At 46.8% G+C, this 18,241-nt stretch carries 17 protein-coding genes; 15 read left to right on the top strand and 2 right to left on the bottom strand.

Going from position 1 to position 18,241, the window contains the following annotated elements:
- The first annotated feature begins 189 nt into the window (after positions 1–189).
- From ygiD to ACEPPX_RS04480, 9 genes are all read left to right on the top strand, one after another.
- Positions 190–1,005, top strand: a complete 816-nt coding sequence (gene ygiD / locus ACEPPX_RS04520) for a 4,5-DOPA dioxygenase extradiol (protein ID WP_416623104.1) — start codon at positions 190–192, stop codon at positions 1,003–1,005.
- A 231-nt stretch (positions 1,006–1,236) separates the two neighbouring features.
- The gene (gene pyrB, locus ACEPPX_RS04515; protein WP_047759972.1) at positions 1,237–2,157 is read left to right on the top strand and encodes an aspartate carbamoyltransferase; all 921 of its coding nucleotides are present in this window, start codon (positions 1,237–1,239) and stop codon (positions 2,155–2,157) included.
- Positions 2,158–2,167: 10 nt separating this feature from the next.
- Positions 2,168–2,626, top strand: a complete 459-nt coding sequence (gene pyrI, locus ACEPPX_RS04510; RefSeq protein ID WP_416623103.1) for an aspartate carbamoyltransferase regulatory subunit — start codon at positions 2,168–2,170, stop codon at positions 2,624–2,626.
- Positions 2,627–2,686: 60 nt separating this feature from the next.
- Positions 2,687–3,025, top strand: coding sequence for a hypothetical protein (locus ACEPPX_RS04505; protein WP_416623102.1), 339 nt, complete (start codon positions 2,687–2,689; stop codon positions 3,023–3,025).
- Between the two features lie 581 nt (positions 3,026–3,606).
- Complete coding sequence (locus ACEPPX_RS04500; protein WP_047759970.1) at positions 3,607–4,353, top strand: PP2C family protein-serine/threonine phosphatase; 747 nt, start codon at positions 3,607–3,609, stop codon at positions 4,351–4,353.
- 19 nt (positions 4,354–4,372) lie between these two features.
- On the top strand, positions 4,373–5,110 hold the full coding sequence (locus ACEPPX_RS04495; protein WP_416623101.1) for a hypothetical protein: 738 nt from the start codon (positions 4,373–4,375) through the stop codon (positions 5,108–5,110).
- A gap of 174 nt (positions 5,111–5,284) precedes the next feature.
- A complete protein-coding gene (locus tag ACEPPX_RS04490) occupies positions 5,285–5,569 on the top strand; it encodes a hypothetical protein (RefSeq protein ID WP_416623100.1) in 285 nt (94 codons plus the stop codon).
- Between the two features lie 225 nt (positions 5,570–5,794).
- Entirely contained in the window at positions 5,795–6,220 is a 426-nt protein-coding gene (locus ACEPPX_RS04485) for a hypothetical protein (RefSeq protein WP_416623099.1), read from the top strand.
- Between the two features lie 112 nt (positions 6,221–6,332).
- Positions 6,333–7,550, top strand: coding sequence for a PD-(D/E)XK nuclease family protein (locus tag ACEPPX_RS04480; protein WP_416623098.1), 1,218 nt, complete (start codon positions 6,333–6,335; stop codon positions 7,548–7,550).
- An 82-nt stretch (positions 7,551–7,632) separates the two neighbouring features.
- Here ACEPPX_RS04480 and ACEPPX_RS04475 read toward each other — a convergent pair whose 3' ends face one another.
- Positions 7,633–8,139, bottom strand: a complete 507-nt coding sequence (locus ACEPPX_RS04475) for a hypothetical protein (protein WP_047759966.1) — start codon at positions 8,137–8,139, stop codon at positions 7,633–7,635.
- A 338-nt stretch (positions 8,140–8,477) separates the two neighbouring features.
- Here ACEPPX_RS04475 and ACEPPX_RS04470 point away from each other — a divergent pair, with 338 nt between their 5' ends.
- The 6 genes from ACEPPX_RS04470 to ACEPPX_RS04445 all read left to right on the top strand — a co-directional run bounded on the left by ACEPPX_RS04470 (position 8,478) and on the right by ACEPPX_RS04445 (position 18,051).
- Complete coding sequence (locus ACEPPX_RS04470; RefSeq protein ID WP_416623097.1) at positions 8,478–9,140, top strand: TetR/AcrR family transcriptional regulator; 663 nt, start codon at positions 8,478–8,480, stop codon at positions 9,138–9,140.
- A gap of 63 nt (positions 9,141–9,203) precedes the next feature.
- On the top strand, positions 9,204–11,642 hold the full coding sequence (locus ACEPPX_RS04465) for an acyl-CoA dehydrogenase (RefSeq protein WP_416623096.1): 2,439 nt from the start codon (positions 9,204–9,206) through the stop codon (positions 11,640–11,642).
- A 220-nt stretch (positions 11,643–11,862) separates the two neighbouring features.
- Positions 11,863–13,284 (top strand): OmpP1/FadL family transporter, encoded by a 1,422-nt coding sequence (locus tag ACEPPX_RS04460; RefSeq protein WP_416623149.1) that lies wholly within the window; start codon positions 11,863–11,865, stop codon positions 13,282–13,284.
- Between the two features lie 77 nt (positions 13,285–13,361).
- A complete protein-coding gene (locus tag ACEPPX_RS04455) occupies positions 13,362–15,728 on the top strand; it encodes a 3-hydroxyacyl-CoA dehydrogenase/enoyl-CoA hydratase family protein (protein ID WP_416623095.1) in 2,367 nt (788 codons plus the stop codon).
- An 83-nt stretch (positions 15,729–15,811) separates the two neighbouring features.
- Entirely contained in the window at positions 15,812–17,011 is a 1,200-nt protein-coding gene (locus ACEPPX_RS04450) for an acetyl-CoA C-acyltransferase (protein ID WP_047759962.1), read from the top strand.
- Between the two features lie 371 nt (positions 17,012–17,382).
- Entirely contained in the window at positions 17,383–18,051 is a 669-nt protein-coding gene (locus ACEPPX_RS04445) for a DUF1345 domain-containing protein (protein ID WP_416623094.1), read from the top strand.
- Positions 18,052–18,072: 21 nt separating this feature from the next.
- Here the strand turns inward: ACEPPX_RS04445 and ACEPPX_RS04440 are convergent, their stop codons facing one another.
- Positions 18,073–18,201 (bottom strand): hypothetical protein, encoded by a 129-nt coding sequence (locus ACEPPX_RS04440; protein ID WP_416623093.1) that lies wholly within the window; start codon positions 18,199–18,201, stop codon positions 18,073–18,075.
- Positions 18,202–18,241 lie beyond the last annotated feature (40 nt).

Here is an 18,241-nt window from a genome sequence, read left to right as displayed (position 1 = left end):
TGCCGCGTGGGTGTAGGTGAAGAACGATAGAGTTCCACTTATTGTTATTGCTTGAAGTTTTAAGTTTGGTTTGATACGGAGATCTTTGTTTCTTGACAGGAAATCCTGCATCAATGAAAAGAGGGTTTTTCATGCCGTCTGAAAGGTTTATATTGCCGTATCTGTCAAATAGCATGGTGAAAAAGCATTATGAAACTTCCGGCAATTTTTTTCGGTCACGGCAGCCCGATGAACGCACTTCAAGAGAACGCTTATTCGGCTTCGTGGGTACGAGTCGGACAGGGCTTGCGTCGCCATTACGGCGGCGGTATTTGTGCTGTTTTGGCCGTATCGGCCCATTGGTGTACCGAAGGCTTGGCGGTTACCGCATCGGAGCGGCCGCATACGGTGCATGATTTCGGTGGTTTTCCCCGGGCTTTGTTTGATGTGCGTTATCCTGCTCCCGGTAGCCCGGAACTCGCTTCGGAGGTAGCGGTGCTATTGGGAACGGAGCGGGTTCGCGCCGATTTCGGGCAAGGTTTGGATCATGGAGTGTGGAGCGTGCTACGCCATGTTTTTCCTGAAGCCGATGTTCCGGTGGTGCAGTTGGGGTTGGATATGAATCTGGATGCTCGCGGCCATTTCGAACTGGGACAGCGTTTGGCGGTTTTGCGTCAGCGCGGCGTACTGATTATCGCCAGCGGCAATATCGTACATAATCTGCGTATGATGGATTGGCGGGAAAGCGAGACTGCTGATGAGCCATACCCATGGGCCGAATCTGTTCGGAAACAGGTGAACAGCTGGTTGGAAAACCACGATGTTGCCGCGTTGGTTGACGAAAATGCTTATTCGGGCGATTTCGCCCTTGCCGTACCTACCCCCGAACACTTTTGGCCGTTGCTCTATATTGCGGCAGTTCGGCAAGCCGGTGAGGATTTGGTGTTTTTCAATGATGAAATCATCGGTAAGTCTTTAAGTATGACTTCGGTGCTGATTGGCGGCGGCTTATCCCAATTTGTTTGAGTAATTGGAATATACCAGCAGGCCGTCTGAAAACTTTGCTTTCAGACGGCCTTTGATTTATGCGATAATCCTAGGCGTTTGTTTGATAATTATTTAAGCCGCTATGATGATTCCAACCCGCGCATCCGCCATTTTTTCGTGCGTTGCCCGCCGCAGCGGTTTTATTGTTTGCCAATATTGAAAGCCCGTGCATAAACGGGCTTTTTTTCGGAAAAGCAAAAGGAGTAGCCCGTGCCAAATCCGCTTTACAGACAAAATCTGATTTCTGTCGCCGATTTATCTACCGAACAGCTTGAGCTGCTGTTGCATACTGCCCTCAAGCTCAAGGCCGAACCGCGCAACGATTTGCTGGAAGGCAAATTAATCGGTTCGTGTTTCTTTGAGCCTTCTACGCGTACGCGTCTTTCTTTTGAAACCGCCGTGCAGCGTTTGGGCGGCAAAGTAATCGGATTTGCCGATGGTGCCAATACCAGTGCGAAAAAAGGCGAAACGCTGGCGGATACCGCCCGCATGATTTCCAGCTATACCGATGCGATTATTCAGCGTCATCCCAAAGACGGAGCTGCGCGGGTGTTGGCCGAATTTTCAAGCGTACCCGTGATTAACGCGGGCGACGGAACCAACCAGCATCCGAGCCAAACCCTGCTTGATTTGGTGACCATTTACGAAACCCAAGGTACTTTGAATAGTTTGAAAATCGCCATGTGCGGCGATCTCAAATATGGCCGCACGGTGCATTCTCTGGCACAGGCGCTTAAGCGTTGGGGTTGCGAATTCGCTTTTGTTTCTCCTCCCAGTCTTGCTATGCCGGATTATATTACCGAAGAGTTGGACGAAGCCGGCTGCCGTTATCAGGTGTTGCCCTCGCTGGAAGCAGCAGTGGAATGGGCGGATATTCTCTACATGACACGCGTGCAGCGCGAACGTTTTGACGAGCAGGAGTTTGCCAAAATCCAAGGCAAGTTCAATTTGGAGGCATCTATGTTGGCTAATGCCAAAGACAATTTCCGTATTCTGCATCCGCTGCCGCGCGTGGACGAAATCCACCCTGATGTCGACGATACGCCCTATGCCTATTATTTTCAGCAGGCAGCCAACGGCGTATATGCACGGCAGGCGATTTTGTCTTTGATTTTGAACGAAGAAGTATAAGGAGCGCGGGATGACTCAAAAACAATACAGCGTTGAAGCGATTCAAAACGGTACCGTTATCGACCATATTCCCGCAGGCAGGGGTTTGGCGATTTTGCGCCAGTTTAAATTGCTGCATTACGGTAGTGCCGTCACCGTCGGCTTTAATCTGCCCAGTAAAACACAAGGCAGCAAAGATATCATCAAGATTTCGGGTGTGCATTTGGATGAAAAAGCCGCCAACCGCTTGGCTTTGTTTGCTCCCGAAGCCACTGTGAATGTGATTGAAGACTTCAAAGTGGTTCAAAAAATGCACCTGAGGTTGCCGGATACCATCAGTGAAGTATTGCGCTGCCCCAATACCAATTGCGCCAGTCACGGCGAGCCGGTAAAAAGCCGCTTTTATGTACGCGGTAGCGGTGGCCAAACCAAACTAAAATGCCACTATTGCGAAAAAACCTTCCCGCGGGATTTCGTTGCTGAAGCTTAGTAATAGGGAGGCGGTACTCTGAGTTGCAGGCTCTGCCAAAAGCATTTTCAAGGGATAACGATGGCAGATAAATTACAGCAAGTGTTTGCGCCGGTTTTATATGTTGTGATTTTCTTTCTCGGATTTCTCACTGCTGCCGTATGGTTTAATCCGAACGGCTATCCGGCCGATTTTGCTACCGTACTTACAGCGGTGGCGGCTTTGGCAATGGTCTTGTTGGGCTATTTGTTTTGCCGTTTTTCACTGATGAGACGTCAAAAGGAAAGCGAACGTTTGGCCTTGTTGCAGCATGAGAATATCCGCCCCGTACTGCATGCCGTATTGCAGCCGGCTGCCGATGCGCTGCACTTAATCGATATCGCTATCCAGCCACGGAAAGGGAGCGGCTTATGCCGTTAAACTGAGCATAGAAAGTGAGATTCTTGATTTGGTCGAATTTGATTTAGAGAGTAAATATAGTGAGAGTGTTGATTGTATTTTTGTTTTTTGTCAGAGTGAAAGTTAAATTGATGAATTGGAAATAAAGATTCCAAAAGAAAAAATTATTGCTTTTAAATTAGATGATTAATCAATACCGCAATGTGCTGAAATAATAAATACTATGCTGGAGTTAATTTTAGAGCAAGGAATAATTAATGTGGATTTTGCAGATATTAGTAGTATGTTTTTAGGCAGAAAGTGGATCAAATATTACCGTTTTTCTATTAAAAAAGATTGGATTTTAATTTTCCTAATGATGCTTGGTTAAAGTCCAACAAAGAAATTATTCTAGTTAATTTTTCTTCAGCTAATGATTTAGAATTTCCATATGGATCTGATATAGTTATGGAGTATATTGAAGAGCGTTTAGGGGTGAAACACTAAATATAGGTTTAGGGAGGTCCATAAGCGTGAATAGAGACTTAGGCGAAGAGGTTATTATTAGTATTTTTGCTTATTAAGCTATTTAATATGACCTATTTTAATAAAATTGTGTATATATGTATAGTATTACCTTTACCCAAATGGCGTGTCCTAATAGACGAAATCAAGATGCCTTATTTAATGGCGTTGAAACATATCAATTTAAAAATAAAAAAGTTGAAGATTTTCAATTAAATCAAGATGGTTTTATTTTAGGAGTAATGGATGGTGTTTCAAGCAGCCCACAAGGGTACTTGGCAAGTTATTTCTGGGCAGAGCAATTAAAAACAAGTCAAGAATTATCAAAATCATGGCTAAAAGAGACACACTCACAATTTTGTGATCTCTTTGTTCGGTCAGCTTATGGAGCAAGTACAACATTTGTTGCTTGTCAGGTTTTTTCTTCAGGAAAAACAGTGATTTTAAATGTTGGAGATAGCCGAGCGTATAAAATTACTGAAGCAGGATACTGGCAACAATTAAGTTATGATCATATTTTATTAAACGAATTAGTTGAGTCTGAAAATTGTGAATCGAAAGACTATGCTGGTATGTATTATGGTTTAACAGATTGTTTAATCGCTGATTATGCTGAAAATGATTTTAATATATTTCAAACCGAGACAGTTCTAAAATCAGGGGAAACCTTATTACTGTGTTCTGATGGGTTAACAAATTATATTTCAGCCGAAAAGCGAGAAGCGATTTGGAGGAAGTATTCAACACATACTGAGCGGTTATTTGCATTGAAATGTGAAGTTAAGAGAGAGGCGTTTAGAGATGATTTCTCTGTTGTAACCTGTCAAAAGCTAGATGAATGTTGAAATAATTTTAAGGAGTAAAATGGAGTATTTAAATCAAGAACTTGCGAAAGAGTACCTTAGAATTTTAAAAGAATTTGAAAGTGAAAATACAGAATTTTTAAAAAATACTGAAAATTATTTCAGTCAAGTTCATTTAGGATTTGTCCCTGATGGATTTAGAAAAGAAAATTTTAATGTCTTTATTCTTGGGCGTGAAACGCGTGGATGGTATGGCTTGGAAGGTGACTATAATGAAAAATACATAGAGAATTCGATGGAAAAATCCAAATCATGGTCGGAGAAAATGTATGCAGAAAAAATATTGAATAAAAAAACTGGGAAAGGTTGTTCTTTTTTTAGATTTTTTAGCAATGTGGCAAAAAATATTGGTAGAGAAAAAGTTCTTTGGGGTAACCTTTATGCTTTCTCATATAAAAAAAGTCATCCGAAAGAGAGTGAGTACTTTAGGGAAATTGAAGAGGTATCAAAAAAACTCTTAGTTGCTCAAATTAAAGTGTTGCAGCCAAAATTAATTATTATTGCGTGTGGGGTAGATAAGGTAACAAGAAAAACTCGTGATGAATGCCTCAATGTTCAGTTTTCTGGACTCGCAGTTGATGGGGCGGATTTGCATAAAAGATATTTAGAAAGTTGTAAGATATTTATAGATGGCTGTGACGAAATAAAAGGCTATCGTATTCAGCATCCTAGTTCAATAAATTATGAAAGTCGAAAAGCAAGAGAATACTTATTAACGGCTTTGAAAAATTTTGCCTAGCTTGCGCATACATATTGATTAAATCTATACGAATCTTTTTAAGCTGAGCTATGGCAGCTTAACTTTAAACAATTCAAAGAGAGTTTGATAACTCTCTTTGAATTGTTTAAAGTGAAAATTTTATATCTAATCTATAACTATTAAAGCATAGCCGGTAGTGCTGCTGCCGATGTGTTGAGCGAGAGTGTAAAACCTTTGACGGCTTTTTCAGACGGCCTCGATATGTTGGCGGCAGGGGAAACGTACGGTAGTGTTTTTGCGGCTTTCGATACGTTGGCTTCCCGCTCTGTACCGGCACCTTTTAACGGTATCGTCAAAATAGTCGCACACTACAAAGATGCTTTGGGCCTGGATTGTGCAAATGAAAGCACTTTGGATATTGCCGTTTTGGGCGCGCTTCAAGCGAAACCGGCGAGTGCCGGAACTGCTGTTAAACCGCGTAAGAAACTTTTATATTAAAAATTTCAGACGGCCTTTTGAATTGTCGGGCTTTTTGAAACCGGAAATCTGTAACCGATAAGCCAGCCTATGTTGTCTTTGATGGATTTAAAGGTTGGCGGTGTATGTTGCAGAGTGGGTAACAATAACAATAGTTGGCAAATCGGAAAAGCCTGTTACGGCAAAACAAGCCGGTGCGGCAGGATTCTTAACTTTGCATCTAAACATCACTAGGAAGTACCTGAAATGATTTCACTGACCACGCTGATTATCGCCGCCGTTTTCACCATAGTTTTACTACTGGTGAGTTTGGCACTACCCAACCCGATTACTTGGCTGATGACCATTGCGATGGGGGCATTACTGTATTTCGTGTTGTGGCCGAAGTATGATGGCCAGCAACAGGCTGCGCAATACGGCGTGAAGATACAAGCTGCGGTACAAGAGGTAAGACATTGGAACCAAAAGCGTAGCGAAACGGTGGTTGACCGCTATGAAATCATTGCCGTTGCACCTAATCCAAACACCGGTAAAATCCAGCAGTTCGTCAGCCCGCCTATGGGGGAAGATCCCGCACCATATCTGGCCGACAGCGTGCAGGTAACGGTGGATTGGCAAAACCCAGAAGCCTATATTATGGATTTATCCTTTCTGCCTTTTAAAGTTGAATAAGCACTATCAACCAGGGTTACTGAATGCCGTCTGAAAGCTTTTCAGGCGACATTTGGTTTGAAAAAATGTCGATATAACGGGTAAATTTTTTCATCATAAATTAAGTGTGAATATGTCTGAATCTATTAGAAAACATCTTGATTTTCTCCGGTCGGTTTACAAGGCATTGCAAGAGCAGCGGAGAGAAGCACGGAAAACGGAATTGCATGATGCTTACCGATTTAATCCGTTCCGCTTTTTCACTACTAATGAAAACGGTTTGTCGGCAGTATTGGCTTTTTTATTGGATCCGAAGGAAAGCCATGGCCAAGGCGATTTGCTGTTGAATGCTTTTTTGAAAAGAATGAAGCTGTATTCGTTTTTAGGCTATGAAAGCGTTGGGGTTTCGTTGGAAAAAACCATAGGAAGCAAGCGGCGGCACGATATTTTTATCGAAGGATTTATCGGTTCGAAGAGTGTTTGGGCTTTATCGATAGAAAATAAATTACGCGATGCGGCAGATCAGCCACAGCAAATACAAGATTATATTGAGGATTTGAAGAGCAAATCTAAAGATCAGTATTGCCTGGTTTATTTGCCTTCTTTGGAGCGCATCCCGTCCGAGCACTCCATTAGTAAAGAAAATTTTGGGTTAGTATCCACGAACGGCCATTTAAAGGTGTTGGATGCGGGCGGCTTGATAGATTGGCTTCAAGAGGCACCGATAATCGCACCCAAGATACGCCAGTTTGTTGAGTACTTTATACAGTTTTTAAAGGAAGATGTAATGGGAGAAACCGTAGATACCAATGAGCTGGTAGAACATATTGTCGGTGATGAGAAAAATCTGGAGTCTGCATTAGAAGTTATTGCGGCGGAGCAGCAAATCCGCAAGTATTTGTGGCAGCGGCTTTGTGAGCAATTGGGTTGTAAGTGCCGTGAGCGTTATCCGTGTTTGGTAGCGGCAGGGTGGAGTATCGGATCGGGATCGGATTTTAAGCCGTATTCAAGATATATGTGGCTTGGGTTTTATCTGAAAAATGATGCGGGAGTCGGGATTGAGTTTAGCGGTACTTATTATCATAGTTGTTGTTATGGTGTTTGGAAGGAGCAAGCATATCTAAGTGATGAGGTTTTATCACAAAAAATTGAGGAATTAAGAGTTTCTACCAATGGATCAAAAAGCTCGAGTTGGCCTTTTTATGAGTGGCTTAGCGGTGATTTAAAAAACTGGGAACCTTCTACTTGGTTGCGTATTCCATCAGGTCGGTTGGCAGATGAGTTGTTTGAAAAATGGCAGCCTCTTTTGGATATTTTCGAAGAAATCCGTAAACGGCCTGTCAGCCAATAATCATAAATTAGGCAGCACGAAAATCAGAATGCCGTCTGAAAAATTTTCAGACGGCATTTTTTATTGTCCGGGTATGTATAACTTATATATCGGCGGTGGTTTGAGTAGCCATAGCTGCAGGCTGTTTGTGTAAGCGGTACCAACCTGCAAGCCGCCAGAGGCACAGCAGGGCAATGAGTGGTTGGCAGAATGCAGTGATGAGGTAACGGGGATTGTTAAAGGCAATGGTACTGCTGCCGCCTGCGAAATGCAGCAAGGCCCAAAACCATTCCCATAAAGAAGGCAGACTGAATGCCATTACCGCCAATAGGCCTAGGGTGCGGAAAATACCGATAGGCAGAATAGTACCGCGCAATACTGTGCGGTTAAGTTGCAACAGTACCAGCAGACCGAAGCCGATAATGACGATCATCCCGCCGTTGGCTACAACCTGTAAGCCGCTGAAAGCAATATCGGGCGATACGGGCAGGCCGTCTTTGGGCAGTTGGGCTTCCGAAAGATTTAAGCTTTGGAGAATGTTTAGTACGAAGCCGTAAGCCATGTCGGCCAATACGATCCAAACAGGCAGGGAAGTGAATATCCGTTTCATAAAGCAAGCGGGCAGTTATAGTGCAAAGCATTTAGTGTAGCGGCAAAAGGGTTGGTTGGCTATTGTGTTGTGCAGTTGAAATCAACCTTTGGACGAGTTGGGGTAATGCCGGGTTGTATCGGACGAAGCGGGTGGGTTTATTTGTGGATATGGTTGCAGCCAAGTTGTTTGTTATTTGTAGCGGCATACCTATGACCAGTAAATAATAATCATATGCCACGTTACCTATATTTGGATGCACTGCTCTAAAATAGTATCTGCTAACTGGTTGACACAAATAAAATTAAAACGTATGTTTCAATCAAACAGCTGATTTAATTTTTTTGAATGATTTGCGTATGAACTCTAACGGAGACTGCCAAACGATCGGGCGTATCCTAAGCGCTGCAGAGTCCCACTTCGCTTTGCACGGATTTTTTGCATCTTCGCTGCGGCAGATTATGCGGGATGCAAAAGTGAACGTGGCGGCTGCGCATTATCATTTCGGTTCGAAAGAGGCTTTGTTTTTAGCTGTCCTCAACCGCCGTATTGCTCCGTTTTTGGAAGACTTGCTGACTATGCTGCAAGAAGCCGAAGCACAGCAGCAGGTTTTGACTCCCGAAGATTTGATCGACAGTTTTATAGCGGCTTGCTTGAAATTAGTGAATGAGCAGGGCGAGTTGGCAGGAACGGCGGCAAAGTTGGTGTCACGGTTGATGTTGGATGAATACAAGATTTTCCGTGAAGAACTGGCCAAACAGTTTTCGGAAATGGCGGATCGTCTTCATGCTGCTTTCGGACGGGCGTTGCCGCATTTGCCGCCGGAAATGCTGCGTTGGCGTATGCATTTGGCGCTCAGTACGCTCTTTAATGCTTTCGCAGGCAATGATGTCTTGAAGGCCTTGGCTCCAGCCAGCGTAGTAAGTGCGAAAAATGTCCAGCAGGTGGCGCATTATGTACGTCCATTTGTCATTGCAGGCTTGAAAGCGCCTGCCGATAGCCAGGTGGTTTGCTGCCAGTAGTTTTGAAGCGGTGCGATAAGGATTTTCCCGGACGATGTCCGGTAATAAGGAGGAGTAAAAAAGATGTTGGCTTTAATTTTGTTATTGGTATTTGTCGGCGCGGCGGCGTATTTCCGCAGCCCGGCCTGGCTCATGGCGCTTGCCGCCGTAGTCGGATTACTGCTCGGGGGAGCTGCGTGGTGGGCATATATTCCGGTATTGCTCATTGCCGCCTTATGCTGCGTGCCCCCTGTGCGCGATATGATTTTGAACCGTATTTTTGCGGTTTATAAGAAAATCACACCGGCTATGTCGGAAACTGAAGCCGAGGCTATTAATGCCGGTACGGTTTGGTGGGACGGCGAGCTGTTTTCGGGCAAACCCGATTTCAAAAAACTGCAAAACTTCAATACCCCCCAGCTGACTGCCGAGGAACAAGCCTTTATCGACGGTCCGGTGGAAGAGTTGTGCAAAATGCTGGATGATTGGAAAATTCTGCACGAAACCAAAGATTTGCCGCCTGAAGCCTGGCAGTTCATCAAAGACAGCGGCATGCTCGGTATGATTATCAAAAAACAATACGGCGGTTTGGAATTTTCCAACTATGCCCATGCAAAAGTAGTGATGAAGATTGCTACCCGTGCAGGCAGCGCCGCCGTAACCGTGATGGTGCCGAACTCTCTCGGCCCGGGCGAATTGCTCCAACATTACGGTACTCAGGCGCAGAAAGATTATTATTTGCCGCGCTTGGCCAAAGGCTTGGAAATCCCTTGTTTTGCTCTGACCAGTCCGCATGCAGGCTCAGATGCGGGCAGTATTCCCGATTTCGGCATCGTGTGCCGCGGCAACTATACCGATCCGATCACCGGCGAAGCGCATGAAGACGTATTGGGTATCCGTATTTCTTGGGAAAAACGTTGGATTACTTTGGCGCCTGTCGCTACCGTATTGGGTATGGCGTTCAAAATGTACGACCCCGACGGCTTGTTGGGTGATAAAAAAGATATCGGTATTACCTGTGCTTTGATTCCGACCAATCATGAAGGCGTACAAATCGGCCGCCGCCATTTCCCCGGGGGCAGCGCGTTTATGAACGGCCCGACTTGGGGTAAAGATGTCTTTATTCCTTTGGATTGGATTATCGGTGGTGTCGATTATGCCGGTAAAGGCTGGCAGATGCTGGTGGAATGCCTGTCAGTAGGCCGCTGTATTTCGTTGCCTGCCAATTCGGTAGCTGCCGGTAAAGTAGCCAGCTATACCACTTCGCTGTATGCCCGTATCCGTGATCAGTTCGGCTTGCCGATCGGTAAGTTCGAAGGCGTGGACGAAGCATTGTCCCGCATCGGTATGTATACCTACCAAATGGAAGCGGCACAAGATCTGGCGTTGACCGCATTAGACAGCGGCGAGAAGCCAAGCGTGATTTCGGCAATTTTGAAATACCACAATACCGAGCGCATGCGTAAAACTTTGAATGACGCGATGGATGTGCACGGCGGCCGCGCAGTTGTTTTAGGCCCGCGCAACTATCTCGCGTCCGCTTACCAGGCCGTGCCGGTTGCGATTACCGTAGAAGGTGCGAATATCTTAACCCGCAGCATGATTATCTTCGGACAAGGCGCAATCCGTTGCCATCCGTATGTATTGAAAGAAATGCGTGCGGCTATGGATAACGATGCTAAAGGCTTCAAACAGGCTTTCGGCTCACATCTGCATTTTGCCTTTACCAATGCTTTCCGCAGTTTCTGGCTTTCGCTGACCAACGGCGCATTTGTTAAGGCACCGCAGGGCAGCCATCCGGCCACTGCCGCTTACTACCGCCGTATGACGCGCGTGGCGGCCAACTTTGCCTTTGTTGCCGATATGGCCATGTTCAGCTTGGGCGGCAGCTTGAAATTCAAAGAAAAAATCTCGGCACGGCTGGGTGATATGTTGTCAAACCTGTTTATTGCCAGTGCCGTACTGAAACGCTTTGAAAGCCAAGGCGGCCTGAAAGAGGATGAAGCAATCATGCGCTACGCGGCCGAACAGGCTTTGTTTGATGCCCAAACCGCACTTGACGGCTTATTGCGCAACCTGCCTATGCGTCCGTTGGCTTGGTTATTGCGTGTTCTGACTATGCCTTTAGGTCACAATATCAAGGCGCCGTCGGATAAATTGGCTAGTCAAGTAGCCGGTGAGTTGATGAAAAACGAAGGTATGTTGGCGCGTTTGACTAAGGGTATGTTTGTTCCGGCAAATGAAGAAGAACCTGTCGGCCTTCTGCCTGTTGCCCATACGGCGGTTTTGGCAGCCGAGCCGGTAGAGAAAAAATTGCGCAACCTTACCCGCGAAGGCCGGTTGCAGGCACCTTCCCCGGCTTTGCGTTTGCAGGAAGCTTTGGATAACGGCGTGATTACCCAAGAAGAGTTTGATCTCGTTACCCGAGGCCGGCAGCTCAAACGTAATGTCATCATGGTAGATGATTTCGATATGAAACTCGAAAAACATGATGAGAATTTGTTGAAACGCTACATTTTCTAGGAATCATAAACACAATCTTGCGGCTAGAAAACCTTGCTAATCAAGGCCGTCTGAAAGCAGATTGGTAAAACAAGCCCGGGGTGTAAAGCCCCGGGTAAATAAAATTAAAGTAATGATTCCATAAACGGAGAAATTGTTTTATAACGTTACCTTTGTCGCATTTTGCGCAAAAACTTGTTTGAAAACGTCGTAAAACCACAGGAGAAATCTCATGAAAAGCATGAAAATCCGCCGCATCAAACAAAGCGTATTGATCATCGGCAGCGCATTATTGGCACAATCGGTATTCGCGTCGGGCTACCATTTTGGTACGCAGTCTGTCAGCAGCCAATCTACTGCCAACTCGTCGGCAGCCGAAGCAGCAGATCCTTCTACCATTTTCTACAACCCGGCCGGTTTGAGCAAACTGGAGGGTACTCAGGCGACCATCAACTTGAATATTGTGGCGCCTAACGTGAAATATAACGATGCCGAAGCAAAGTATCCGCCCAACGGCGGTACGCAAGAGAATGTTTCAGGCCAAACCAGCGGCAAGATTACCGACGATATCGCATTTGCTCCCCATTTGTATGCTTCGCATAAATTAAACGATCAAGTAACACTCGGCTTGGGCGCATATGTACCGTTCGGTTCGGGAACTGAATACGACCACAATTCCGTATTGCGCTACAACCTGAATGAATTGGGTTTGCAAACCTTAGCTATTCAGCCGACTGTTGCTTATAAATTAAACGATCAACATTCTTTTGCCGTTGGTTTGGTGGCACAGCATACGAAGGCAAGTTTGCGCCAATATGCCAACTTCGGCCCCGCAGTAGTAGGTAACGGTGCGGCAGACGGCTATGCCGAAGTGAAGGGTGACGATTGGGGTTTCGGTTATAACCTAGCTTGGTTATGGGATATCAACGAGCGTGCCCGCGTAGGTATGAACTACCGTTCTAAAATCAGCCACACCCTGAAAGGCGATGGCGAATGGCATTTGGTGGGACAAGCCTTTAACGACCCTACGATCCAACAAGGTATCCGCGGCCGTGGTTATGCAGCCAAAGAAGATGCTTCGGTAAAAATCACCACCCCCGAATCGTTGTCTGTACATGGTATGTATCAGGTCAATCCGAAGTGGAACGTATTCGGTGACGTAACATGGACGCGCCATTCGCGTTTCAATACCGCCAATCTTTACTGGGGTAATGAAAAAACAGTATTGCCGGCAGAAAGCGGCGATACCAATCCCGACAAGGCCGGTACGCAGTCTAACGTTACCAGACTGACACCCAACTGGCGTAACACTTATAAAGTAGCCTTGGGCGCATCATACCAATACAGCGATCCCCTGCAACTGCGTTTCGGTGTGGCTTACGACCAGTCTCCGGTTAAAAATGCCAATTACCGTATGAGCACATTGCCCGATAACGACCGTATTTGGTTATCGCTTGGTGCGAAATACGATATCAGCAAGCAACACAGTATCAATGTGGCTTACAGCCATCTGTTCATTAAAAACGCTAAAGCCAATGTAAACGGCTATTGCGGCGGGGAAAGTGCTGCCTCTACCGGTTGCGTATCCAGCAAAACCAATGGCAGTGCCAGCTTCAAGAGCAGCGCCGATATCTTAGGCCTGCAATACACGTATAAGTTTTAACCCGGTATTTTCAGACGGCCCCGGTTGAAAGCGGGGTCGTTTGGATACCGATCATTTTGAGATAGAGAGGTAACATTATGACCGCAAAAAACTTCGTCATCCGCAAAGCCGCCGTACTCGGCGCCGGCGTGATGGGGGCGCAAATCGCCGCACATTTGGCTAATGCCAAAGTTCCGGTGGTTTTGTTTGACCTGCCGGCTAAAGAAGGTCCCAAAAACGGTATCGTAGAAAAAGCCATTGCCGCTTTGCAAAAACAAAATCCCGCTCCGCTGGCTACTAAAGAAGCAGTAGCTTATATCAGTGCAGCCAACTACGATGACGATTTGGACAAATTAAGCGATTGCGATCTGGTGATTGAAGCGGTTGCGGAACGCCTCGATATCAAAGAAAGCTTATATGGCAAAGTAGCACCGCATTTGGGCGAACATACTATTTTTGCAACCAATACTTCGGGTTTGTCGATTGAAACCCTCAGCAGTAAATTTCCCGCCGAGCTGAAGCACCGCTTCTGCGGCGTACATTTCTTCAACCCGCCGCGTTATATGCACTTGGTAGAGCTGATTCCGACAGCCGCTACCGATCCCCAATACCTCGACAATCTCGAGCGCTTCTTGGTGAGCGTATTGGGAAAAGGCGTGGTTCGAGCCAAAGATACCCCTAACTTTATCGGTAACCGCATCGGCGTATTCTCGATGCTGGCTACCATTTACAACACCGAAAAATTCGGTTTGCGTTTCGACGTGGTGGACGACTTGACCGGCAAGCGTTTGGGTCGTGCCAAATCGGCGACTTACCGTACGGCGGACGTGGTAGGCCTGGATACTTTCGCCCATGTTGCCAAAACCATGGAAGATAATTTGCCGCAAGATCCGTGGCACGGCTTTTTCAGCAGCCCCGAATGGCTGAAAAAACTGATTGCAGATGGCGCATTGGGTGCCAAAACCAAAGCCGGTATTTTCAAAAAAGAAGGCAAACGCATCATGATGTTCAGCCCCGAAACGGGCGAATATGTGGCTTCCAACCAAAAAGCCGACAGCGAAGTAACCGATATTTTGAAAGAGCAAGACTGGGGTAAAAAATTGGCAGCTTTGCGCGCCAGTGAGAATCCGCAAGCACAATTCCTGTGGGGGATTTTCCGCGATTCTTTCCACTACATCGCATACCATGCCGAGCAAATCGCCACCACCGCCCGCGATATCGATTTTGCTATCCGCTGGGGTTACGGCTGGGAGCAAGGTCCGTTGGAAATTTGGCAGGCGGCAGGCGTACAACAGGTAGCCGCATGGATTCAGGAAGATATCGATGCAGGCAAAACCATGAGTAATGCACCGTTACCGGCATGGCTCAAAGGTGTGGAAGCCTTCCATACCAACGAAGGCAGCCTGAACTTTGCTACCGGCAAATACGATCCGCGTTCTTCTTTGGATGTATACCAACGCCAATACCGCCCTGCGCCTTTATTGGGCGAAAGCCTGCCGCTGTTGGGCGAAACCGTTTACGAAACAGACGTTATCCGTGCCTACACTCTTGACGGCGAAATTCTGATTGTTGAAAACAACAACAAAATGCGCGCCATCAGCCGTGCGGTTTTGGAAGGTATTAACGAATCTATCCGCATTGCCGAAGAGCGTTTCAAAGCAGTGGTGTTGTATGCGCCTGAAGCACCATTCTCTGTGGGTGCCGATTTGAAATCGATGATGCCGGAATTTGCCACGGGTGATTTTGCTGCTATCGAAAGTATGGTGAAACTGTTCCAAGACACCTCTATGAACCTGCGTTACAGCCAAATTCCGGTTGTTGCGGCGGCACAAGGTTTTGCATTCGGCGGCGGTTGTGAATTTTTAATGCACTGTAACAAAGTAGTCGCCGCATTGGAGAGCTATATCGGTTTGGTGGAAGTAGGCGTCGGCCTGATTCCGGCGGGCGGCGGTACAAAAGACTTCGCCTTGCAAGCGGCACGCGCCAGCCAAGGAGATTTGTTAGCAGCCTTGAAAGACCGTTATATGAATCTTGCGATGGCGAAGGTTGCCACCAGTGCCATCGAAGCTAAAGAAATGGGCTTCTTACGTCCGAGCGATGTGGTGGTGTTCAATAGCTACGAACTCTTGCATGTCGCACTGAACGAAGCGCGTACCATGGCCGACAGTGGCTTCCGCCCTGACGTACCTGCCACTTTCCAAGTAGCTGGCCGTAGCGGCGCAGCTTCGATTAAAGGCCAGCTGTTGAACATGAAAGAGGGCGGCTTTATCAGTGAATACGATATGCATATCGGCAGCCAGATTGCCTGGGTGATGACCGGCGGTGATGTTGATGCCGGTACGGTAGTAGACGAACAATGGATTCTCGACCTTGAGCGTAAAGTGTTTGTCGATCTGCTCAAAAACGAGAAAACGCTGGAGCGTATCGAGAATATGCTCTCTACCGGCAAACCGCTGCGCAACTAAACCGCGCCCATATCCATTCAAATGCATATCGGGTCGTCTGAAGCTTGGATTTTTCAGACGGCCTCAAGCAACAGGAGAACACTGTGAAACAATTAAGAGACGCCTACATTGTAGCCGCTACCCGTACCCCCATCGGCAAAGCCCCCCGCGGCATGTTGAGAACCACCCGTCCCGACGATATGCTGGCACACGTTATCCGTGCCGTCGTTGCCCAAGCTCCGGGTTTGGATCCCCGCGAAATCAATGATGTTGTGGCAGGATGTGCCTTCCCTGAGGCTGAATCAGGCTTAAACTTCGCCCGTATCGGTGCTTTGTTGGCAGGGCTGCCCAACACCGTGGGCGGTATTACTATCAACCGTTATTGCTCTTCGGGCATCAATGCACTGCAAATTGCTGCCGACCGCATCCGTACGGGTGAAGCAGAAGCGGTAATCGCCGCCGGTAGCGAGAGCATGTCGATGATTCCGATGATGGGTAACAAAGTATCACTCAACCCTGAAATTTTCGCTAAAGAAGAAAACTACGGCATTGCCTACGGTATGGGTTTGACTGCCGAGAAAGTTGCCGAGCAGTGGAATGTAAGCCGTGAAGATCAAGACGCCTTCGCTTATGAAAGCCACAAACGGGCTTTGGCTGCCATTGAAGCCGGTAAGTTTAAAGCCGAAATCACCCCGATCGAAGCCGTTTACCGTAGTGCTGATTTGAATAGCCGCGAAGTAAAAGAAGTACGCCGCTTGTGTGATACCGACGAAGGTCCGCGTGCCGATACTTCGCTTGAAGGTTTGGCCAAGCTGAAACCCGTATTCGCTGCAAAAGGCAGCGTAACCGCCGGTAACTCATCGCAAATGTCAGATGGTGCCGGTGCATTGCTGGTGGTAAGCGAAGAGGTGTTGAAACGCTACAATCTTACTCCGATTGCCCGCTATGAAGGTTTCGCCGTGCGCGGAGTTGCGCCTGAAATTATGGGTATCGGTCCGAAAGAGGCGATTCCTGCTGTGTTGAAGTCATCCGGCGTGGCGTTGAATGACGTAAAATGGATTGAGCTGAACGAAGCGTTTGCTGCCCAATCTCTGGCTGTTATCCGCGATTTGGATTTGAACACCGAAGTGGTGAACCCTAACGGTGGCGCAATCGCCCTCGGCCATCCCTTGGGTGCGACCGGTGCCATTCGTGCCGCCACCGCTATCCACGGTATGCGCCTGCGTGGTGAAAAAGGCTATGCCATGGTAACGATGTGTATCGGTACAGGTATGGGTGCGGCAGGCCTGATTGAGGTTTTGTAAACTAAAAAAGCGCGGTCGGGAAAGAACCGTTTCAGTATCTCGGCTTTTCTGACTGATAGAAAAAGGCCGTCTGAAAAATTTCAGATATTTTAGGCGGTTTGATTCTACAGCCGGATTTCGTTATCAACGGAATCCGGCTTTTTATATGCTATAAATACACTATGAACAAATTTTCAGACGGCTTAGATATTAAAATCGGTTTTATCCGATTTAGATGTGGATTTTATGATATGCCGTCTGAAAGCTGATTTTTCAGACGGCACGAGAACGGTATGGCTTCGGGTTGGAGAATTGTACAGTATTCGGTCTGTTCGGTTCGGTAGATTTTTCCGAAGAGTGGTGGTTGTGACTTGTAGAAGGTTGGATACGGGATGTATTTTTCGCTTCATTCAATATGGCGGCAACACCGTCGCCTTGTTACGGGAATAGTTTGCGGGCTATTGTGTTATGGGCTGCTTGGTCGGTTTGAAAATTTACATGCGGTGAGCAGGTATGTGTTGGCATTTGATATGGGCATGCTTGTTTATCTAGTGCTGATGGTGAGGCTGATTACGCAAGCAGATTCGCATGCCGCGATGAGGCGGGTACAGCAAGAATACGAAGGCGGCCGTACGATTTTAATATTGGCTATCGCAGCGGCCGGTATTTCGTTATTGGCTATTGCTAAGGAATTGGGGCTTGGCATACATTTGCAAGGGCAAGAGAAATGGCCGCATGTATGGCTGACAATCGTTACGATTATTTTATCGTGGCTTTTCACCCATATGATGTTTGCGATGCATTATGCCCATATGTATTATCGCGATATGGCATTGGGTAAGCCGCCATGTCTGATTTTTCCGGGGCAGGAAGAGCCGGACTATGCCGATTTTGTGTATTTTGCCTATATTATCGGTACATCCGGGCAAACAGCCGATGTTTCTTTTGGCGGTGCCAAAGTACGGCGGGTAGGTACGGTGCATTGCGTACTGGCTTTTTTCTACAATGCGGCGGTATTGGCGCTGATGATTAATATCGCATCCGGTTTAATCGGATCTTAATGCCGTAGTTTAACGGTATCCTCAACGTTTGGTATGAGAGGTTTCGATACCGCCTTTGATTTCTCCGTATATCTGGTTGTGCGCACCGCCGCTGGCCGCGCAAGCGGAAAGTAACAAAGAGAATACGATAATGCTTAAAGCTGTTTTCATGATGGATATAACCTTATAGTGGAATAAAATGTTTTAAGCG

This window comes from Neisseria sp. S1, assembly GCF_048060015.1.
Lineage (GTDB): Bacteria > Pseudomonadota > Gammaproteobacteria > Burkholderiales > Neisseriaceae > Neisseria > Neisseria arctica.
The sequence above is the reverse complement of the archived record's forward strand: the minus strand, read 5'-3'. Positions and strand labels throughout refer to the sequence as shown.